We start from the raw sequence: 19,918 nt of genomic DNA, 5'->3' as shown, positions 1-19,918 counted from the left end.
GCACGCACCAATCAATCATTTTGCGTGGAAACTAGAGGTCTGTTCACGTTGCCGTTCCAGCTATCTTGATTGATCTGTTACAATACCACGCAAAGCAGATTTTTAAATCAGGAGAACGTTATATCGCGTATGCATTCTGACCCCGGGTCGGATGCACGCGGCGTTGGCAGCGACATGAGCCGGGATGAGTCGCCTTCTGATCGGTACGCTCCTGCCGAGTACGTTCCTGATCGGACCGTCCGGCAGCCGATCACCGATGACGATTGGGGCGGCACACACGAGAATTTGGAGGAGCTAGAGAGCGCTATTGAGGAAGTGCGCCAGCTCCAGGCCGACCGCTACGATGCCGTGGGGGACGTACTCCACCACACCTTCCTTGATGTCGTTCCAAGCGAGGATGACCTTTACTCGAAATCCCCGTACCCCATCCGCGCGATGGCAAACACGTGGGTCTATCGTCTGGTTGCACCCTCTGACGGGTATTCCGTCGTCAGTTGAGAACAACTCGAAGACCGGCTCACAGACCCCGACTTTGCAGAGAAATTAAAGTTTGACCCGGAGAACACGCCAACCGAGCGCACGCTTCGGAAACATTGGTGGGACCGCGTCCGTCCAGCATTCCGGGATCACGTCCGATACATGGCTGCGAAGCTTGCGGTCAAGTGTGAGGAAAACGGTGTTACAACTGCCGAGAACATCCGTAAAAACCTGATTGAGGACTTCCGCCAAGACGGCGGCGGTGAGCGCGACCTCAGTCGATCACATCGGATTTGAGTGAAAGTGTCTGCTTGGCAAAAGTGTGAAACCTACCGAAGCAGACAGCGAGATAGAGGAAGAGCACCTGCTTAATTTTGTCGTCAACAGCCTTGACGAAGAGCTTGCGATAGATCTCGGTGAGGACATCGAGGTCACGACAGAGACGTTGTACGAGGTCCTCGCCGGCGCCAGCGCCGGCGGGACCTCGATCAACCACGTCTGCGAAACGACCGACGACTCGCCACACGCCAACACCGTCCGGGGACATCTCACTGAGCAGTTTGAGCTTGACTCGGTTGAGGCGGTTGGAGACACGCTCCTACAACGAGATGCCCTCGAGACACTCCCGGATCGACCGGTGGAGGTCTGCGTAGACCTCCACCTTGATCCCTACTACGGTGACGAGGACGAGACGGAGGCGCTGTACTTCTCGCAAGCGAAACGAGGAACAACTGCGTTTCACGCCTATGCGACACTGTACGCGCGGGTACGTAACAAGCGCTACACGCTGGCGGTTCGCCAGCTGGTCGCTGGCGATACCACCAGCGATGTCCTCGCTGAGTTTCTCGAACTGCTCGACGGCCTTGACCTCGGCGTCAAGGCCGTCTACCTTGATCGCGGCTTCTACAACAGCACCTGTCTCGGGCTGCTGTACGCGCACAACTACGCCTACGTTATGCCGATCGTCAAGTGGGGCGAGACGATTCAAGACGAACTCAGCAGAGGTTGGAGCCGCGAGATCGAACACGATCTCGCTGGCAAGGTAACGTTTCCCGTGTTCATCGATTGTGTGTACCAGCAGGGGCGGTACGATGAACACGGAGTGGCGCGTCACGGCTACGCCGCTGACGCGCCGTTCATCGACACGCCACGCGATGCCCGAGAACACTACAGCAAGCGTTTCGGCATCGAATCGAGCTATCGGTTAGCCAAACAGAGCCTCGCGTTCACCAGTTCTCAAGACGCTGGCCTGCGGCTGGTGATGTTTGTGGTGAGCCTGCTGTTCCAGAACAGTTGGCGGTATCTCCACTGGAAGTACGTGGCGTCGCCCCGCCGAGGGGGGCGACGCCTCTGGGACTGGTCGTTCACGGAGTTCTGTGAAATGGTACTGCGGGCCGCTTGGACAGCTCTAGGTGTCCGCAGGGCTGTCCCAGCGAATCAACCACTCGACGACCGGTTCTTCCGGTAGCTGTCCACCAATCCGGACAGCGGTCGTGAGTGGCGACGCTGTCGCGTCGGCGGCGATCTGCCGCCGACAGCGACTGACTAACGCCTCGACAGCCGAGCAACGCCAGAATTCAGCCGCTCCATCCTTCCGAAGACTATCGAGGGGCCGAGGACAACGATTTAGCGGCTACTGGACGGAGTCGTGGGCCTTCTGATGTGATCGACTGGACCTTATTGGCGAGATGGAGCAAGAAATCAAGGACGACGCCTACACGATTCAGGCAGACATCATCCGCGATGTCTGCTCGTACGACCGTGATGACTCTAGCGAGTGGGAGAGTCACCTCTTCACCGACGCGGCGGCGCATATGTGCCGGCGCAACGAGTACGCCGAGCAGGGAATCAAGCGGATGGGGAAGGACTACGGGTTGATCGAAGAGCACGAGGACAGCTCCGAGGAGTGGAACGTCTTCACGCAACAGACGTTCCGCCGGATGGTTCGGAACGTTGAACGGACGAAGATCGACGGCGACTACGACGATGACGGCGACGCCTACGGAGCGCGGTGGGTACCACCTCACGAACTCATAGATCCGAACCTCGTGCGCGGCGATATTCGTGATGCCCTCGAAAAGTCGTGGACTATCGACCCACACAACCCGGACGGCGAGACAGCGACGTGGCACCTCCGCACTGAGGAAGCAATCGAGCGCCAGATAGAGTGGCTTCGGGATGGAAAACAAGGCGTTATCGACGAAGACGACACGTTCAACCTCCGGATCGACTACACCACGCACAACTACAGCAAGCACTCTTCGACGAAGAGCGACGCGCCGGTCGGCGTCCACAAGCAGACGCACCTCGAAACTGGCTACGCCTGGAAGGAACTTCAGGGCACTATCAAGATCAACGGACGGGCGTTCATCATCGCCTCACTGTCCTACACACCACAGAATGACCAGTTCCAGGGTGTTCGGTACATCCTTGACCGCGCTCGGGAGCTCGTGAACATTGATACGGTGATGGCCGACGCCGAGTTCGTGGACACGAAGATATGCCGGTACATCTGCCAGGTCGGCTGTGACTACGCGATTCGGAAGGGCGCGACCGATACCGTGAACGACACGGTCGCAGACTTCGAAGGACGCGCTGATTGGGACAGCAACTGGACGCTGATGAGCAGCGGGCGTCGGAAGACGCACAACACGACGCTCGTGGGGCTGGAGAAGGACTTCAAGAGCGTTCCCGACCACAAGAAGAAGGACGGCAAAGAGGACGAACCGGACACTACGCTCGATGATTTCGGCGACGACGAAGATGACGGCCTCGATGACCAGCAGCTGACGCTAAAGCAGGTCGCTGAAGAGTCCCACCAGGACGAAGAAGAGATCGACTACTTCTGCATCATCACGAGCAAAACCGTTGACCGCGTCGGGATCGACCCGGACGAGAACCCCATCGGCCACGACCCGGAAGGCTCGGCGTGGGGAATCAGTCGGCTCTACCGTGACCGGTGGGGCGTGGAGACGGCGTTCCGTGACAAGAAGGGGACGTTCGCTGCCAAGACGCGGTCGCGCGACCTCGGCTACCGGCGGTTCCTCTGGATGATGGAGAACCTACTGTACAACGCGTGGGTGATGCTGAACACGGCGGTCGCCGACCAGAGTCCCGACCGGGACGATGACGAGATCGTGGTGAAGCAGGCGACGTACCTGGACGAACTTGACCGGCGCGTTCTCAGTGGCCTGAGTCTGGACTTGGAGTTCCCGGACGTGGAGTTCGGCTGACGCCTGAGCACCTTCTCGTGGTAGCGAAACGGTGAGCCGCAGCACTCGTCAGTAGCCGCTCGTTCTCGCGTTCCGTCGCCGATTCTCTGCCATCCTGTCAGAAAAAACACTTCTCAGGAGAGTCGTCGTCGCCAGTCGCGTCTTCGTCGATAATCTGCACCGAATGGGTCAGTATCGGTTCCGGTTTTGCCCCGTGTTTTCAACTACTGATCCTAATGAGACGAGATCGGTAGAATACGAGATACTGCCCTCAGGGATGAATACGGTGTGTGGGGCTCGTTTGAGTTAGTCGTACTCAGCTGGACGGGAGTCAGCCGCAGCCATGAGTATTCCTAGCGGTCGGTTGTAGTCCATGTCAAGTTCGTTGATCCCATGCCGCTGGTGCGCATTCATTAACGCGTATCGTGCCTCCTCCACGAAATTACTGGAGTGTCGATCGGAATCGACTGTGAGTCCGAGTCTCGGGAATATGTGATCCATCCACTCCATACGCGTGTGCGTTCCAACGGTACCATCACCCTCTGCTAATTCGTCAGACAGCGAAGCGTGCTGTACTCGAAGTTCGGTCGTAAATACTGCAATCTGTTCCAGCCAGCGGTGTACGTCATCCTCCGTGATATTTCGGTGACATGGGGGAATAACGTACTGTTCGTCGATTGTATGTTCCCAGTTGGTATCTTGTCTCATGCTTAGTACAAATCTACTATGTTGATTGATCGGATCATGCTTTCTGCCTCGATCTGGGCGGTGGCCACAGACCTCGTACCATTCGTGCCTGCTGGTGGGGGCCGGGATCCCCCGGGTACTACGGATGCTAGGATCTACATCCAGGAATTAGCGAGTGTCCCGGTTGTGGTTTCAATACAATTGATGCTTCTCTCTCGTATAATGGATCGGCTCGCTCGGATGTAATAGAGGGAGACGGATTTTATATACCCTCGACGACACCTATCCAAAAATGAGTAATTCGTCGGACGACGCGTACACTTTGGAGGATGCCAAAGAGGAGATCGACATCCTTCGACGTGTTGAAAACGAAGTCGTGGAGGCGATCCGAAACGCCGCGACTGAGGACGTTCTCCAGTATCTCATCGAGGATCAGGAACTGGACAGGGCACACGACGGGAAACGCGGGCTCGGCGAGGTACGGCAGGCAGTTCTGGAGTCGCGTCTCGCTTCGGATCGGCTGAAGCGTCTCGTGAGCCTCCGTGGAGACGAGACTCCCGAGGATATTCTCGTCCCCGAAGACGTCATGCGGAACGCTAAGGTCGCGCTCGAAGCGGGGAAACCCGTGGTACTCTACGGACCGACGGGGACCGGGAAGACGACCTTTGCGAAGCAGTTGGCCCAGAAGACGGGTATCGGATACTCTCTCCACACCGCGACGCCCTCGTGGACTCCTTCGGACATCATCGGTGGAATCAGTCCGGACTACACGGGAGAGTCGCTCAGTTATCGGACAAAGCTCGGCTGTGTCTCGGAGGGGGTTCAGCGTGCTCGTCGGTTCGATGTCGAGTACGGCGTCATCCTGGACGAGATCACTCGGGCCGACATCTCGAAGATTTTCGGGCCGCTCTACACCGCAATCGAGAACCCACACCAGACGATCTTCGAGACCGACGAAGGGGAGACCATCGAACTCGATGAGCGAGTGAACATCATCTGTACGATGAATATGTCGGACCGGACGGTGAACGAACTCGACAACGCGATTACGCGCCGGTTCGCCATGATCGAGCTGGACGAGTACGAGGAGGACAAACGGCGGCAGCTGTTCAGAGATTGGCTCGACACACACGTCACCGGACAGACGGACATCGACGACGCGGAACTGCTCCGTCTCTTCGAGCGGGATTACGAGGGAATCAACCACGGCAACGAGTCCACGGCACAGGGCGCGATCATGCGGTTCGGTCCGATGCACTACCGCGACGTCGCCGTCTTCGTCGGCGTCGCCTGCCGAGAGGGTGGAGAGTACGAGTACGATCAGACCGACTCCGTCGGGCAAGCCTTCCGGACCTACATCGTTCCCCGGCTGTTGAACTCCGCGGCGTTCCCGCAAGTGGAGCGCATCGCGGAACACTACCGGGCGCTGAACGACGAGTTCGAGGAGTTCGACCTCTCCCCGGCGGCCGAGCTCGCCGAGCGCGAGCTCGAACAGGAACGACGCCAGATGGGTTCCTACGAGTAATGAGCAGTATCGACGAAGTCTATCAGTACGGGCGGGACACGTTCGACGTCCCAGAGCGTGGGGAAATCCGGATAGAGGGCTGTCCGTCGTCCATCACTGACCAACTTCGTCGCGCGTCCTTCACGCAGGAAAGTCCCGGTGTGTTCACGAAGCACCAGGATGCTCTCGATTCCGATCAGCAGTACGATGTCATCACGGTGACCGTAGAGGGCGACGACGGCGACGTCATCCACGTCTCCGCGACCGATATCGTCGGAGCGGTCAGTCTCACACCGTCGTCGAAGGTGACGATATCCCCGAAGATTGACTGGGGACCGATCTTCGACATGCTCCTTGCGGTGTACGACCAGAACCGGTCGATCGACTACCACGGAATCCCGCTTCAGGACTTTCTCTCAGACGATATCGAACTCGACGACGTGCTCGTCGTGATGGCGATCAACTACCTGGAAGGACTGGAGACGATCCAGCGCAACGGGTACATTCGGGACCTGATCCTCCGCCGGACCAACAGTCTGGAAGGGCGTGGAGAGATCGACGTCGAACAGACCCTCCTGAACCACGCTCGGGGAACCATCGAACCGAACTGGATCCGGAACGAGACGGAGTACAACAACGCCGCGAACTCGCTGCTCCACTACGCGGGGAAGACGCTGCTTCGACTGTTCCGACAGAACGCGTCGGAGTACGAGCATCCCGGGTACGATCGCATCTTCTCGGAAGTCCACCGTGAAGTCGAACGACTGGACGGTATGGGCGTTGACAGCGGGCTGGGTCGTATCGACGAATATCGACGCATCACCCTCGGCGACCTTCCGAAACAACGCCAGTACTACCGGAAGGCGTTCGACGTCGCAAAGGCAGTATTGTCGTCGTCGCTCGGCCAGCAGCTCAAGGATGGCCCCCGAGAGCTGGTCGTGGACTACGTACTGAACATGGAGTCACTGTTCGAGCAGTACTCCCAGGTAGTGATCGAGCGCGAACTCTCGTACATCAAATCGTACGACCACTTCGACTCGGTCGCCAACGTCACTCCCGCCAGATCGCCGTCGGTCAACCCGTTCGAGGGAGAGAACCAGATCTATCACGAGCCCGATCACGCCCTCCAAGAGGGTGAGGAGACGATCGCTGTCCTTGACTCCAAGTACTACGCGGAGGGACACGACCCGGTCAAGGAGTCACCGTCACGGTCCCGGCTGTTCAGTTACGCCTACCTCCTTCACGCCGACAGACTCGCATTCCTGTGTCCGTTGCTCGAACCGCGATGCCGACGCGTGACACAGACGGGCGCAGAATTGGAGATCGTTTCCCCGACAGGAGACTTCTCGCTGGAGAAGTACGACGAGGTCGTCCACGAGTATCTCCATAGTGTTCTCGAAGAGATTCATCCCGAGCTTGAGCCCTTCCGCGCCATCGCGGAGAACGAACTCTGTCTAGATGGTGTGGATGAGAGCGACCTGAGTGAAGCCGCAGACGTGAACGGACCGTTCGCCTTCCAGAACCCTCAGGACTTCTCGCTCAAGGTTGTGAAAGCGGCTGCGGACGAGTACTCGTACAACGTGCGGAACCGATACCATCTGGAGCAGGACGGAGACTGGACGCGTGACCAGATCGAGACTCGGTGTGGAAGGCGCAACGAGTACACGTGGACCTGCCTTCCCGTATTCTACGAAGAAGGTGGCCGGGACTGGATCGACCTGTACTTCCTCAAACGAGATACTGGGGAAGTCGAGAAAGAAGGGCCGTTGAAGCTTCTGTAGGGTCTCAAAAGGGTGTGACGAGCCAGTCACCATCCTCTTTGCGTTCGAACTGTGGACCGAACACGTCCTGTAAGGAGTGAAGTTCGTCGTCGTATCGGAGGTCGTAGGTTTTCCCCTGCCGATGGAACGATCCTTCGACGACGAACTGAACCGTCGGATTTTGGTACTCCAGGTCGTTCGCGCGTCTATCCATCGCGTCCGTGAGTTCGGCACGAAGATCGTCGTTCGAGAGCGCCTCTTCAAGTCCGACTACGGAGACTTCCGCGGGGACATCGTCGTTTCGAAGCCGCTCGATGAACTCCTCGATCGGCATCCGGTGATCGAAGGTATCGTACGCGTCTTCGATGACGAGATTGTAGCGTCCGGGGATGCGTCCAGGGCCAGCCATTGGTTGATTCACAGTTTCACAGGATAAAAAACGGGATGCTGTCTCCCGGTTATCCGGCAAGTCCGGGTGAGATGGCTCACACCACGATATAGATCAGGTCTGGCCGGAAGAACAGCAATCCTCCCACTCCCATCACCATCAGTGATTTCGGATCTGCGTATCGAAAATTGTCGATCGAGGCATTGAACGCGATCATGCCGGCGATCAGGATGAGACCAATTCGCTGCCCGGCGATGAAGCTCTGAGTAAAGGCTGAGACTTCAGCTCCAATTAGGCCTTCAGCATACTTGATAAATAGCCCGAGAAAGAACGTGGCAAGGAAGAACGGGAGCGCTTCGATCTTCCCCGCAAACTGATCTCCGGACCACGCTGTCTTTGTGTACCGGTCACCACTCTCGAAAATCAGACCACTGATTGAAGCCCCTATGAGACCATAGATGAACGCTTCCATCAGATTCGCCGATAATTGTTCGACCATCTAGTCTCGTAACTCTCAGGGCGAGGGTTTATAAGCAATCCCTGGTTTTCAGTATATGTTTCAGTCCTCCACGGGGATGGCAGCCCCATGCCGAGCAGCCGTGAATAGGCGTAACGGTCGGTTAGCGTCTGCTCTGTCCGGAGGCTGCCAGCGGTTCGACTCAGCGCAGAACCAGCGAGAGCCATACAACGAACAATGACATTAGAAACAACGATTAAACACAACGGAACGGAAATGATAATCGATCTTGACGAGTTACAACGTTACGGTCAGTACTACCTTGACCGCGACCGGAATCTCATCATCAAAGCGGACGTGTTGACGCACGGAACGAAAGATAGTCGATTCGTACGTGAAACCATCACGGGCAACGATTACACAATTGAGCCGGTCTTCCTTCCTGTGAATAAACTCCGCGACTCTATCGAAGAGGCGCTCAAAATCGACGTGATGGACCAAGAGGCCAAACGCATCGCCAGGGACTACTCGCAAATGGGCGTTGAAGTAGTCTGTCGATTTGCCGCGGATCTTCACGGCGACCGGATCCTGATTAAGGCGGACAGCAGCGGCATCGTCTCTACCGATGTTGAAGAACCACTCGTCGGGTGGGAGCACGATTACGCAGAACTAATCGATCGCGTCGAAACAAGCCAGTGGCCCTCACAAAGAGACATCATCTGGGAGTTGTTCGGAGCGGTGCGTGACGTCGCACCCGGTGATCACGAGTACAGCGCCCGGATCGAACTCACGACCATCTCCGAGTAATTGTCAATCATGGTCACTTCGGTGACCGCCTGTTTTGTACGAGAATATATTTGATCAATAGGGTTTCAGCAGAGACGCTCCACCACATTGAACCCAAAAACTGTCGCGTCTCGTTCAGAACTCGGAGAGTCCTCTCTGTGAATCCTCGTCGGTGAAATCCTGTTCGACGAATTCTAGAGACTCAACCTTCGAGATACCTTTCACTGTGAGTTCATCCGGACCAACTTCGTTCAGCCGCGCATTCAACGCGTTCCGCTCCGTCTCGGAAAGCATCAGTTCTTCTCGCTCCACGATATCAAGCACGCGAAGTTGGTAGTCCAGAGACCGGGACTCAAGTTCGGAGTGGCACGACCGACACAACGAGACCAGGTTCACGGGGAGGTGTGCATCGTACTCGTCAGGCACACGCGAATCCGGAATGAGGTGATGGACGCTCAGCCGTACGCCACCCTCAGTCGCCTCACAACGGCGACACCGACCCGCGTCCCTGTTTCGGACCGAGAGCGCGATCTGCTCGAACCGTTGTTTTCGATCTTGGTGGGATCTATCAGACATACATTCTGCTACCGTCGGGGGTGTTTTGGATTTGTCCTTGTGTCGGTGGTATCCGATTACGAGGAAGTTCGTGGGACTATCTCCACTGGTGACAAAGGCTATCGAGAGCAATTCCTCCGGAACGTCCTTCGTTCAGAAGGCTCCGGCCCTTGCTGCGCTACTCGTGGCAACAGAGCATACTGAAACAGCCTTACTCCGTCCAGAAGGCCCGCTGTCGCTCCTCGATCTCAGCGAGGGCCGTCGAGAGAACGTCCCGCCAGTCCGCGGGATGGTCAGTGTTGTCTCCAGGTGTCGGGGCGTCCGGCCCCGGATGAACGTGATCCCGTTCGTTGTGGTCGGACGGATGGCGGTCCCACCGGTGATCGAACGTTCCCTCCTTGTGTTCCTCGTGGTAGTGCAGCGAGAAGTCGCCGTTCTCGTACCACACGATCTCAAGGTGAGCCGATTCGACGGTGACGAGGTAGAACCGTCGCTCGTAGACGCACACCACTCGGTCCGGCGCGAACGCGGGTCGTTCGTCGATCCGCGCGAATCGGTCGTCCGTCGCCAGTCGGTCCCGGATGACTTCGAGGCGATCGAAGTCAACGGGCGCACCACTGATGCTGTCAGAAGAGCCGGCCTCGTCGTCGCCCTCCGTCATACCGCAGTCCGCTCGCTCGCGGCGTCGCTGCCTCCTGTCGTGAGCGCACGCTCAAGGAGCGTGATACGGCGGCGCGCCGTTTTCCAGGCGGAGACGTCTTCCCACACGTCCTGTACCGATCGTCCCGTTTCGGACGCGTGTGCCGTGATCGATACCGCCTCGGGGGACTCGGCATCGAACCGCTCACTGTAGGTCTCTTCACGCTCCGTCTCGGTTTCCAGGAACGTGATGAGCTCGTCGGACGAGTATTCGTCCCGGAGCTGCTGGACGCGCCGCCAGTTCAGGTACTCCTGGTTCCGGCGGTACGTCGCCGGCGTCTCGGTCACCCGCGTCACGATCCCGAGCCGCTCGAACCACTCCAGATACTCGCGGGCGGCGTCCACCCCACGCCCCGCGAGGTCGGCGACCTCGCTCGCGGTGGCCGGCTCGTCCAGCCCGAGGATGGCGTCGAAGAAGTCGTCACGCGTCCTGTCGCCGCGAACGGTTTCCTCGGGCGGCGTGAGCGCATCAAAATCGGGTGGACTGTCAGCTTTCTCGGAGTCCTGCTTGATTTCGTGGCTCGGTTCTTCCATACCCGATCTCTCGATCTGAAACGGAATAAGTCTTTTTGGGACGTATTATTCCGCGCAAATCCTCGGCATTCACTGGACAGAAAGCGACGCGGAGTGAAGCACGATGATCAGAAGGCTTCGTCGAAAACCTGCTCTCGGTACTCGGCGTCCTCGGCCGCCCTATAAACGACCGGCTCGTGATAGCGCCGGTAGGGGGACTTACTGATCCGCCTCATTTCTGTCTTCACGGAAGTCAGCCAGAATCTCCTAAATTCGTCATCGACGGCCTCCTGTGGGTCTTGATCGTACCTGAGGAGCCACGGGCGGTCGGACTCGTCCTCGTCGTATATCGACTTGAACCGGACGTCACGAGCGGCTCGACGGACGTATTTGTGGACACCGCCCTGATTGGACGGGAGAATGAACTCGGTGCTCGAATTGCCGCCCCGGAAGGCGACGAGTACGTAGCGATTGTTGACCGTGACAGGAATCGTTCCGTTCCGGGGCAAGGACATCACGAGACGGGGGTCATCGCTGCGAAGACCGGTCTCCGAAATGAGGGCTTCGACCAGCTCGAAATACGACTCGATCCACTGACGATCGGGCGCTCTGCTTGCGGTCTCTACGAGCTTTTTGTGATTTTCGGGCTTCTCTGCCGCCATTACACCGGGACTCGCCCGCCCGCATAATAAACCCCTCCACGAAACCGGTCAGGAGCCGGTTCCAAACGAAGTCTTGTCGGATGGGGCACCACGTGTGTTCAAAACGTCCTACGCTCTTGTGTAGCACATTGTTGATGGCTTGCTGTCTTGCGATTTCGATCTGTCCCGGATGAACTCTATTCGACTTAGAGAGACGTTCAGATCGGTGGTTGTGGCTACTTGTGGGAATACCGCGACCGTATCAACAATCTCCTACGGAAGAGCGTAATACTGATGGGTGCATCCTAGAATCCTCCCCCTTTTTGGGATATATTGTAGCTGCGGCAGTCACCCACCTGCGGCTATTAAAGTTAAATGGGCCCAGAGTAATAGAACCCACATGGAAGTGCCAGGGAAAGAAGACGAATATAAAAGGGAACTATATCAATCGCTAGAAAATGAATACGAAACCTCAACATTAGCAGTACCGGAAATGTCAAAACTGCACGAGAAAGAACATACAGGGATTATTTCTGGCACAACAGAATATATTGGCATAATTGACCAAAGAAATGTGACTCCAGAATCATTGGAACAGTGCATTGATGGACTGATGGATGTGCTGTCAGATCGTACAAGTATATAAGAGGCTCTGGGTAATGAGCCTCATCCAATAATTATTGGAGTCACAGACGAAATCACAGACGCTGTCCGAGAGTTCATATACAATACCGCTTCAAAACACGATAGAACCTATCCATATGATGTTTTCGTCGTAGATGTAAAGGCAGGAGTTGTTATTGGAACAGAAGAAAAATACTCTATAGATTACGGTAGAACACTCAAGAACAACCACTTGAACAATCTGCTAACCTAAGGACGCTCTTGTGTAGCACATTGTTGATGGCTTGCTGTCTTGCGATTTCGATCTGTCCCGGGTGAACTCTATTCGGCTTAGAGAGACGTTCAGATCGGTGGTTGTGGCTACTTGTGGGACTACCGCGACCGTACCAACAATCTCATACGGAAGAGCGAACGTCCTATCACTACCAACATCAGACATCGAAGTCAGCGACGAGCGCGGCGTGATCGCTGTATTCGAACGACTCCTCGTCATAGTAGCAGTTGACCGGGTTCAACGCTTCAGAGGCGATGATGTGGTCGAATCGGTTGTTCCCGAAGCTTTCGTCCAGCGTGTCTACGTCGCCATACCCCCACTGATACCGGAATACGTCTACCATGCCGACGTGGCCCAGTCCCTTGAGGACGTTCAGGGCCGCGTTCCGCCATCGATCGCGGACTCTGGGGTCCTTGTCGTCGATGTAGGTGACCGCCTGGCCGTCGGCCAACTCCTCGTCGGGCGAGTTGAAATCGCCCCCGAGAATCCGAAGTTTCTCATCACCGTTGACGATCCGCTGGAAGACCGTCTCGAAGATCTTGATCTTCTCCTCGCCCTTCATGCTGCCCGGGACTGCCCGCACGTTCCAGACCTCGATTTCGACCCCGTCGAATTCACAGGACGTGACGAGGATCTTCTCAGGGTAGTGCGTGGACAGGTGTTTGATGTCCTCGTCATCGTACGCCTCGTCGAAGAGTGCTAACGGATTGTGCTCGATACGATCGGGGTCACGCACGGCGGTGAGATTACCGTTGGTGTGCCCGATATCGTGGTGTGGCGGCACGTCGCTGTCACGCAGTTCGTTCGCCCACGAGAGCGTGTCTACAACACTTTCGTATCCCAATTGGTCGGTGACGAGGTCACGAATGAGCTCGCGTCTGTACTGATTCACTTCGTTGAGCAGCAACAGGTCCGGCAGGTAATCCAGACTGTCGAGGTACTCGAACTGCGATTCGATCTCGTCCTCCGACTGGTACGGGAACGCACCCTTGACGTTCCACGTGAGCACTCGCATAGGTGCCTATCGGCGGCAATAACCAAATAACCGTATTTTGACGATTCGATCGACAAGATCCCGAATCACCCACGGTGAAGACCAGCGGGGATCGTAGTGAAGGGAAGTTGATTTTCGGCGAGGATTTTCGCACCCCTATGAATTTGATCACACTAGTGGCGAGGAGGGAACTTCGAACTCGGGGTAGTAAATTCGAGGCTCATTCGTGTCTGGGTCAGAAGGAACCGTGGCAAGGGAATCGTGTCGCGCTGCGACCGCGAGTACCATCGCGTCGAGGATGTCGTCACGACCCACCTCAGTGAGGGGTCGTCGATCCCGAACATCCTCGTATATCGCTTTCGCGTCGTTGAGGGTCTCGCCGAGAAGTTCGAGGCGTAAGCTCTGTCCCGAGTCGGAGGACTTCGAGTACGCAATCGGTTGACCGTTCAGCGCGGCGAAACAGAGTTCGGGATGGCTCTCACGCACGTTCCCGTCGTACTGGCTCCCGACTGCCGACCTGACCTCTCTGATCTTATCGGAGATGTGGTACGCTTGTTGCGAGAGCCCGTGACCCAAGTCCTCGCGGTGCGTGTCGTTCGCCTCGTCGTAATCGGTACACTCGATCGCCCCCTCACTCGGCGAGTAAAACACCGAATTTCCGCGACACCCCAGGAGTTCCCGCGCTGCTTCGTCGCACCGGCGACGCTCGTCAGTCGGGAGTCCAATCGGGATATCAACCAGCACGTGGTGTGCGCCGGTGTGTTCGTGCCTGAGGCGTTCGAACGACTCGTACATGTCTGTCGAGACATCTCCACCGTCAATCACGGTGACGAACCATCCAGCCGGACAGGCGTCCGCTCCGAGTACCTTCATCAGACGCAGACAAAAAGCTCCAGCCCTAAATCGATGGTAAATACATTAGTTGTTTGTCGGTCACACCGACTTGTATGCGAGAAGACAGCGCACTTTCGGAAAGAGAATCTGAAATGAGTGTCAAGGTACCGTTTGGGGCGGTCGGAGCCACAGTCTTTGTCGTCGTACTGGTACTCATATTCGCAGGTACCGCTTGGGCTCTCGGCGGGACAGACGGAATGCAATTTGCCGGCGTTGTTACTAGCGGAATCCTCACCGCCGCCCTAGTCGCGCTGTACTATAATCAGACGACGTTACTCGAAGACCAGATCGATCTCCGCGCTCAAGAGATAAACCGGGAGGTGCGACTGAACCACACGGAAACTCTTCGCCAGCGCATCTACGCCTGGCTCGGTGCCGACGAGATTCCGCGAACGTTCGATTCAGTAGAAGACATCATCCACGACAGCGGCGAACGGCTACCAAAAGTCACTGCAACGGATGTCGAACCTGCGGAGGCCTTCGTCCACTCATTCGACGATGCAAGTGAGTTTCGCGTAGTTCCGATAAACTTGGAACGCGATCGTTACTTCAGTGACCTTCTGGAGAACCATGCACCCGAACTGCAGGAACGGAGAAGGAAGATCAATCGACTCTATTCTGAATTCGCGGAGCATCGTGAACGATTCAAAAACGACTTCGACGGCGCTTCCCTCAATGAGGGTGACCTTCGAGTGGAACCAGACGTCTATCTCAGCGATTGTATCTTCGAAGGGATCGTCAAAATCGAACGCGACCGGATCGACAACTGGGAATACGAACTGGAATCGATCATGAACGGGTTTGACGAGGGAGGAAACACCTCACCGCAGGAAGACGAACTCCGGTTTATGCAGGGTATACGTGAGCGTCGCTCGATTTACCGTGTTATTCCTGAAAACCAGTCAGTCCACGACGTATCTGGCGATACCGCGAAGGGGCTGGCAAAAGCGGCTTTGCGGAAAACCGTCGATCGGATCTGCACCGACGAAGATCCGTACCAGGATGCCGTCAAGGCTGCCGAGATCCTCGATACGCTGGAACGGGAGATCCGGGAACTCCGAGCGGAACTCATCGAGTACGCAGGACGCCCGGTATTCCCCGGCGACTGCAAATACCTTGACGAGGCGACCCTCGGAAATACCGAAGTTTCCGAGAGGTCATCGTAGGAGTTTGCGGTTCAGTAGCTCATGATGTCCGATCGCCGAGCACGCGCGTGTATGTGTCGTCGTCGGTCACGTCGGCGAGGCGACCGTCGAGCTCGCAGAGGTCGTCATCGACGCCCCACTAATTACGAATTCGCATATTCTAAAAGCGACTTTGCCTTTCTTTCACCGATGTGCTCAACATTGGTCAGCTCCTCTACGGTAGCAGCACGAAGGTCCCCCACCGTCTCATATCCTGCTTGAGTCAGTTTAGAGGTCAGCACCCGCCCAACTCTCGGAACATCTGCCACAAAATCTTCTATGGGAGTATCATCTGGTATTCGATCATCCGATAATGAAGTTGGCCCCTCTGTGTGTTCCTCTATATACTCAATTAGTCTAGAAGCGATTTCTTCACCGATCTGCTCGATGTCGATCAGCTCATCAAGCGTTGCAGCACGTACGTCCCCTACGGTTTCGTATCCTGCTTTTTGGATCTTCTTTCGGCTGACGTCCCCAAAGCCGGGGATCTGATCCGCAATCTCGCGGAGCTCAACATCGTCCACGATAGTCGATCGGTCGCTCCCCGGATTCCAATCTTGACTCTTCGTTTTCTGATTCTGGATGAATTCGGTCAACCGCTCTGCCGTTTCCGGTCCAACTCGGGTCACGCTCATTAATTCGCTACTGGTCGTTCCCTCCAGATCGCCGAGCGTCTCGTAACCCTCCTTTTCAAGATTCGTTATAATAATCGGTCCTGCACGTGGAACCTCTTCCACTACGGTGTCGATCGAAGTTTCTGGTGTGAATTGAGTTAGATGACACTGTGGCTCTTGGATTATTTTGTGAAGTCGATTAGCCGCTTCAAAAGCACTACCAAGTTTCTGTGGCGGATTACCGAGCGATACTAAATTCGTCTGTTCATCCACTTCAGTATCCTCTGAAGACACCTCATACTTCTCAGGGATCCCAGTCCAGAATTCGTCAAGAGATTCTTCGTACGATCCATTCACGCCCTCAAGTGATGCTGATGCGTCTGTTGCGGAAAGTCGATGTCTCCACCACGTCACACTCGGCTTACGTGGTTCTTGGTTGGTTTCCTGATCGCCGCCGGTATTTCTATCAGACCAGGTCATACCAGAGAGTCCGCTGATAACGATACGAGGTTGCGAAGTTCTTCATCCGATAGTTCAGTTATCCACTCGTCGCTATCTGCCAGTACCCGTTCTGCTAAGTCGCGTTTGCTCTCAATGATTTGGTCGATCGATTCCTCGATCGTGCCTCGACAAATCAATTTGTACACCTGCACGTTATTGTCCTGCCCAATCCGATACGCTCGGTCAGTTGCTTGCTTTTCGACGGCGGGATTCCACCACCGGTCATAGTGGATGACGTAGTTGGCCGGCGTGAGATTGATCCCGGTACCGCCAGCATGCAGTGATAACAGGAAGAAACAGGACCCCTCAGCGTTTTCGAATTCATCGATCATCTCCTCCCGCTCCTCCTTCGCTGTATCTCCATAGAGGTAGAACACGTTATGGCCTTGGCTCCGTAAGTTTTCTAACAGTAACTCCGCCATCTGAGTGTATTGCGTGAATATCAGGCCCTTCTCGTCGTTAGCTGCTATTTTCTTGACGAGATCATCAAGCGCGGCGAGTTTACCTGACCGACCACTGATACGCTGATCGTCGTTGAGATACTGACGCGGGTGATTACAAATCGATTTGAGATTGCCGATCAGCTTCAGAATTCGTCCCCTACGTTCGATATCCCGGGACTGCTCAATTTGCTCGAAGATTTCATCTGCCACTGCCTTGTATAGAGTTGCTTGTTCTTCAGTGAGTCCACAGTACTCTTTTTTCTCTGATTTCTCCGGAAGATCGTCGATTATCGAGTCATCCGTTTTCTCACGCCGCAACACGAACGGGCGTATGAGCTGTCTGAGCTGTTCCATCTTCTCGATGTCCCCCCGTTCCTCAATAGGCCGAGAAAAGGCGTTCCTGAACTGTCTCTCGGAGCCGAGGAGTCCGGGATTGCAAAACTCCATAATGGACCACAACTCGCTCAGTCGGTTCTCGACTGGAGTCCCGGTTAATGCCAACCGATGATGGGCCGACAGTGACCTAATTGCCTGTGTACGACCGGCTGACGTGTTCTTGATCTTCTGTGCTTCATCCAGAACGACCCTGTGGAACTGAATGTCTCGAAGTTGCTCGATATCACTTCTCGCCGTCCCGTACGTAGTAATGATTACGTCGTGGTGTTGGATGGCGTTGGTAAGATCGTCTCCCGACATTCGACCTTGGCCGTGGTGGATATGTACAGTCAGATCTGGTGTGAACTCGTTGGTCTCGCTTTTCCAGTTGTACACCACGGACAGTGGACACACTACAAGCGTCGGACCAACCAGGGGATCGATCGAACGTTCCTGAACGAGACGAGCCAGGACCTGAATCGTCTTTCCAAGTCCCATATCGTCTGCCAAACAGCCACCAAAGCCGTGATCTTCAAGATACGAGATCCAGCCTAGGCCCGTTTTTTGATACGGGCGTAACTCCCCGTCGAACCCGGGCGGTGTATCTATTTCCTCGACCCATGTCTCGTAATCCTCCTCGAACAGCTTCTTGAACGTCCCTTCCAACCGCTTTTCGACGACTGGGAGGCTAACACTGTCATCGCCGATCTCGGTGTCTGCCTGAATCGCTTCCTCAAGAGTACGTTCTTCGTCCCTCTGGAGGAGATCTATTGCTGATTCGGCGTCATCGTCTTGTACAGTGACCCACTTCCCCTGGAAGTGTACGAGCGACCTTTTGAGCGTGGATATCTCCTCTAACTCGTCTTCTGAGAGAGTGGCATCCCCGAGAACGATCTCCCAGTCGAACTCACACAGTTGTTCGATTCCCAGACCGCTGCCGGTGGTCTCAAACTCGTCCTCGGGGTCATCGACGACCAGTCGGGCACCAAGTCGCTGCGGCGGCTCTCCCCACCAGCTTGGAAGGATCACACCAAACCCCGCCTGTCGGAGGACTTCTGCGTGTTCCTGTAGGAATTCGGCGGCGTCATTGTTCGATAACTCTATTGCAGTCGGTTCTGATCGGTCGAGTTCCCCCTTGAGCCGCGGATATCGTGTGGATGCGCGCTTCAGTTCGTTTTTCAGTATCTCTGTGGGTTGGTCAAGGTGGCGTGCGAGTGCTTTCGACGTCGAGGGATCCGAGTCCCAAAGCTTGTTTGCCTCGACGACGAGGCTCGGGTCCTCCTTGGACTGCAGGAGTAGTTCGAGCGTCCACCCGTCGGGTACGACCGGTTCGGTCTTCGACTCCGAGACCACCGTATCTGTGTCCACTTCAGGCTCTTTCAGTTGGAAACAGAGCCTGACTCCCTGTTCGTCTCCCGTCACGGGAGGGCGTGTCCACTCGTTGAATTGCTCCCGAAGTTCAGCAATAGCCTCCGGGTCGGCATCGATCGACTCCCCGTTCTTTTGGAGCCTACGTATCCACTGTCGATGGATCGCTTCCAGTTCCTCCGTGGGTAAGTCCGTCTCAGCCGCAGACAAGCGCTCTTTAGACAGCGCATTAACCATCTGGTCCAGTGCGCGCGTCAAGACGTCCCTTGGAGGACGACCGATCGAGTCCCTGTGGGTTCCATGGTCGAAGGTAGGATCCGCTCCGACCTCCACCGATGTCCGTGCGAGTGGTGGCATCGCATCCACCAGCTCCGTAATTCGATCAACATCCGCTTTCGTAGAGGGAAACGCCCGCCAAACACCGGTAACGGACCCGTCCTTTTCTGCAAGGTGGGGCGCAATCCGTCCGGTGTCAACGTACGACTCTGCTACCGAGCAAATAGCACGCCAGTAGTTGACGGTATGTCCCGGTTCGATCGGAGTTCCCCAGTACCTACTCGTCTCCCCATTGGTTGGTGATGACTGTGAAAATTGCGAGAGGATCGATGGAGCATCTCTCGGATCTATTTCTACTGCTGGAATGAGCCACGGAGTGAATGATATCGTAGTCCCCGACACGTCTTCTTCCCGGATCGACGGTGATGCCTGAGGACCGTCTTGGCTTGAGGGTAAATAGACCGTGAGAGCACTCAGTTCTGTATTCGCGTTTCCACACCCAATGTGCGACAGAATGTCGATAAGGGTCAGCTCGTCAACGGCGAACGGATGCTTCTCTCCACCTATTGTGTTCGTCGTCGGGTTCTGGTCCGTTGATCGTGTACGAGGGAGTGTCGAGTCCTCTGCCCAGAGGTACATTTTCCCGCGCTCGTCCGTGACCACATGGAAGACGAACATCCTTCGTGAGTGAT

General features: G+C 56.0%; 18 protein-coding genes. 8 read left to right on the top strand and 10 right to left on the bottom strand.

Annotated features, from left to right (window positions below; all coding sequences use genetic code 11):
• The first annotated feature begins 129 nt into the window (after positions 1-129).
• The 5 genes from ACYQ0R_RS08595 to ACYQ0R_RS08575 all read left to right on the top strand — a co-directional run bounded on the left by ACYQ0R_RS08595 (position 130) and on the right by ACYQ0R_RS08575 (position 7,661).
• On the top strand, positions 130-498 hold the full coding sequence (locus ACYQ0R_RS08595; RefSeq protein WP_459822485.1) for a hypothetical protein: 369 nt from the start codon (positions 130-132) through the stop codon (positions 496-498).
• Positions 499-799: 301 nt separating this feature from the next.
• Positions 800-1,945 (top strand): ISH3 family transposase, encoded by a 1,146-nt coding sequence (locus ACYQ0R_RS08590; protein ID WP_459820755.1) that lies wholly within the window; start codon positions 800-802, stop codon positions 1,943-1,945.
• Between the two features lie 220 nt (positions 1,946-2,165).
• A complete protein-coding gene (locus ACYQ0R_RS08585) occupies positions 2,166-3,710 on the top strand; it encodes a transposase (RefSeq protein ID WP_459822483.1) in 1,545 nt (514 codons plus the stop codon).
• A gap of 958 nt (positions 3,711-4,668) precedes the next feature.
• The gene (locus ACYQ0R_RS08580) at positions 4,669-5,901 is read left to right on the top strand and encodes an AAA family ATPase (RefSeq protein WP_459822481.1); all 1,233 of its coding nucleotides are present in this window, start codon (positions 4,669-4,671) and stop codon (positions 5,899-5,901) included.
• Entirely contained in the window at positions 5,901-7,661 is a 1,761-nt protein-coding gene (locus tag ACYQ0R_RS08575; RefSeq protein WP_459822480.1) for a 5-methylcytosine restriction system specificity protein McrC, read from the top strand. Before ACYQ0R_RS08580 ends, ACYQ0R_RS08575 begins: the two co-directional genes overlap by 1 nt.
• Positions 7,662-7,665: 4 nt before the next feature.
• Here the strand turns inward: ACYQ0R_RS08575 and ACYQ0R_RS08570 are convergent, their stop codons facing one another.
• Positions 7,666-8,049 carry a DUF8076 family protein gene (locus tag ACYQ0R_RS08570; RefSeq protein WP_459822479.1) on the bottom strand — a complete coding sequence of 128 codons (384 nt, stop codon included), beginning with the start codon at positions 8,047-8,049 and terminating at the stop codon, positions 7,666-7,668.
• 76 nt (positions 8,050-8,125) lie between these two features.
• On the bottom strand, positions 8,126-8,527 hold the full coding sequence (locus ACYQ0R_RS08565; protein WP_459822477.1) for a hypothetical protein: 402 nt from the start codon (positions 8,525-8,527) through the stop codon (positions 8,126-8,128).
• Positions 8,528-8,761: 234 nt separating this feature from the next.
• Here ACYQ0R_RS08565 and ACYQ0R_RS08560 point away from each other — a divergent pair, with 234 nt between their 5' ends.
• A complete protein-coding gene (locus tag ACYQ0R_RS08560; RefSeq protein WP_459822475.1) occupies positions 8,762-9,292 on the top strand; it encodes a hypothetical protein in 531 nt (176 codons plus the stop codon).
• 114 nt (positions 9,293-9,406) lie between these two features.
• Here the strand turns inward: ACYQ0R_RS08560 and ACYQ0R_RS08555 are convergent, their stop codons facing one another.
• The 4 genes from ACYQ0R_RS08555 to ACYQ0R_RS08540 form a co-directional block, all read right to left on the bottom strand.
• Positions 9,407-9,847 carry an HNH endonuclease gene (locus tag ACYQ0R_RS08555; protein WP_459825716.1) on the bottom strand — a complete coding sequence of 147 codons (441 nt, stop codon included), beginning with the start codon at positions 9,845-9,847 and terminating at the stop codon, positions 9,407-9,409.
• A 190-nt stretch (positions 9,848-10,037) separates the two neighbouring features.
• A complete protein-coding gene (locus ACYQ0R_RS08550; RefSeq protein ID WP_459822473.1) occupies positions 10,038-10,487 on the bottom strand; it encodes a toxin-antitoxin system TumE family protein in 450 nt (149 codons plus the stop codon).
• Positions 10,484-11,059, bottom strand: a complete 576-nt coding sequence (locus ACYQ0R_RS08545; protein ID WP_459822471.1) for a DUF7342 family protein — start codon at positions 11,057-11,059, stop codon at positions 10,484-10,486. Before ACYQ0R_RS08545 ends, ACYQ0R_RS08550 begins: the two co-directional genes overlap by 4 nt.
• Before the next feature lie 107 nt (positions 11,060-11,166).
• Positions 11,167-11,700, bottom strand: coding sequence for a hypothetical protein (locus ACYQ0R_RS08540; RefSeq protein ID WP_459822469.1), 534 nt, complete (start codon positions 11,698-11,700; stop codon positions 11,167-11,169).
• A gap of 379 nt (positions 11,701-12,079) precedes the next feature.
• Here ACYQ0R_RS08540 and ACYQ0R_RS08535 point away from each other — a divergent pair, with 379 nt between their 5' ends.
• On the top strand, positions 12,080-12,325 hold the full coding sequence (locus ACYQ0R_RS08535) for a hypothetical protein (RefSeq protein ID WP_459822468.1): 246 nt from the start codon (positions 12,080-12,082) through the stop codon (positions 12,323-12,325).
• 409 nt (positions 12,326-12,734) lie between these two features.
• Here ACYQ0R_RS08535 and ACYQ0R_RS08530 read toward each other — a convergent pair whose 3' ends face one another.
• Positions 12,735-13,592, bottom strand: a complete 858-nt coding sequence (locus ACYQ0R_RS08530; protein ID WP_459822466.1) for an endonuclease/exonuclease/phosphatase family protein — start codon at positions 13,590-13,592, stop codon at positions 12,735-12,737.
• Positions 13,593-13,739: 147 nt separating this feature from the next.
• Complete coding sequence (locus ACYQ0R_RS08525; protein ID WP_459822464.1) at positions 13,740-14,444, bottom strand: DUF429 domain-containing protein; 705 nt, start codon at positions 14,442-14,444, stop codon at positions 13,740-13,742.
• A 74-nt stretch (positions 14,445-14,518) separates the two neighbouring features.
• On the opposite strand from ACYQ0R_RS08525, the gene ACYQ0R_RS08520 reads away from it, so the two are divergent.
• Positions 14,519-15,631 (top strand): hypothetical protein, encoded by a 1,113-nt coding sequence (locus ACYQ0R_RS08520; RefSeq protein WP_459822462.1) that lies wholly within the window; start codon positions 14,519-14,521, stop codon positions 15,629-15,631.
• A 122-nt stretch (positions 15,632-15,753) separates the two neighbouring features.
• On the opposite strand, the gene ACYQ0R_RS08515 is transcribed toward ACYQ0R_RS08520, so the two are convergent.
• Both ACYQ0R_RS08515 and ACYQ0R_RS08510 read right to left on the bottom strand, forming a co-directional pair.
• The gene (locus ACYQ0R_RS08515; protein WP_459822460.1) at positions 15,754-16,743 is read right to left on the bottom strand and encodes a helix-hairpin-helix domain-containing protein; all 990 of its coding nucleotides are present in this window, start codon (positions 16,741-16,743) and stop codon (positions 15,754-15,756) included.
• A complete protein-coding gene (locus tag ACYQ0R_RS08510; protein ID WP_459822458.1) occupies positions 16,740-19,889 on the bottom strand; it encodes a DEAD/DEAH box helicase in 3,150 nt (1,049 codons plus the stop codon). The genes ACYQ0R_RS08515 and ACYQ0R_RS08510 overlap by 4 nt, the downstream gene beginning before the upstream one ends.
• Between the last annotated feature and the right edge of the window lie 29 nt (positions 19,890-19,918).

This window comes from Halorubrum luteum (assembly GCF_054652935.1).
Note: the sequence above shows the minus strand (reverse complement) of the source record. Positions and strands in the feature narration are given on the sequence as shown.

What these genes read in the sequence shown, in the direction of transcription:
- ACYQ0R_RS08595 (WP_459822485.1), top strand. Translation starts at nt 130, where the DNA reads ATGCATTCTGACCCCGGGTCGGATGCACGCGGCGTTGGCAGCGACATG.
- ACYQ0R_RS08585 (WP_459822483.1), top strand. Translation starts at nt 2,166, where the DNA reads ATGGAGCAAGAAATCAAGGACGACGCCTACACGATTCAGGCAGACATC.
- ACYQ0R_RS08580 (WP_459822481.1), top strand. Translation starts at nt 4,669, where the DNA reads ATGAGTAATTCGTCGGACGACGCGTACACTTTGGAGGATGCCAAAGAG.
- ACYQ0R_RS08575 (WP_459822480.1), top strand. Translation starts at nt 5,901, where the DNA reads ATGAGCAGTATCGACGAAGTCTATCAGTACGGGCGGGACACGTTCGAC.
- ACYQ0R_RS08570 (WP_459822479.1), bottom strand. Translation starts at nt 8,049, where the DNA reads ATGGCTGGCCCTGGACGCATCCCCGGACGCTACAATCTCGTCATCGAA.
- ACYQ0R_RS08565 (WP_459822477.1), bottom strand. Translation starts at nt 8,527, where the DNA reads ATGGTCGAACAATTATCGGCGAATCTGATGGAAGCGTTCATCTATGGT.
- ACYQ0R_RS08560 (WP_459822475.1), top strand. Translation starts at nt 8,762, where the DNA reads ATGATAATCGATCTTGACGAGTTACAACGTTACGGTCAGTACTACCTT.
- ACYQ0R_RS08555 (WP_459825716.1), bottom strand. Translation starts at nt 9,847, where the DNA reads ATGTCTGATAGATCCCACCAAGATCGAAAACAACGGTTCGAGCAGATC.
- ACYQ0R_RS08550 (WP_459822473.1), bottom strand. Translation starts at nt 10,487, where the DNA reads ATGACGGAGGGCGACGACGAGGCCGGCTCTTCTGACAGCATCAGTGGT.
- ACYQ0R_RS08545 (WP_459822471.1), bottom strand. Translation starts at nt 11,059, where the DNA reads ATGGAAGAACCGAGCCACGAAATCAAGCAGGACTCCGAGAAAGCTGAC.
- ACYQ0R_RS08540 (WP_459822469.1), bottom strand. Translation starts at nt 11,700, where the DNA reads ATGGCGGCAGAGAAGCCCGAAAATCACAAAAAGCTCGTAGAGACCGCA.
- ACYQ0R_RS08535 (WP_459822468.1), top strand. Translation starts at nt 12,080, where the DNA reads ATGGAAGTGCCAGGGAAAGAAGACGAATATAAAAGGGAACTATATCAA.
- ACYQ0R_RS08530 (WP_459822466.1), bottom strand. Translation starts at nt 13,592, where the DNA reads ATGCGAGTGCTCACGTGGAACGTCAAGGGTGCGTTCCCGTACCAGTCG.
- ACYQ0R_RS08525 (WP_459822464.1), bottom strand. Translation starts at nt 14,444, where the DNA reads ATGAAGGTACTCGGAGCGGACGCCTGTCCGGCTGGATGGTTCGTCACC.
- ACYQ0R_RS08520 (WP_459822462.1), top strand. Translation starts at nt 14,519, where the DNA reads ATGCGAGAAGACAGCGCACTTTCGGAAAGAGAATCTGAAATGAGTGTC.
- ACYQ0R_RS08515 (WP_459822460.1), bottom strand. Translation starts at nt 16,743, where the DNA reads ATGACCTGGTCTGATAGAAATACCGGCGGCGATCAGGAAACCAACCAA.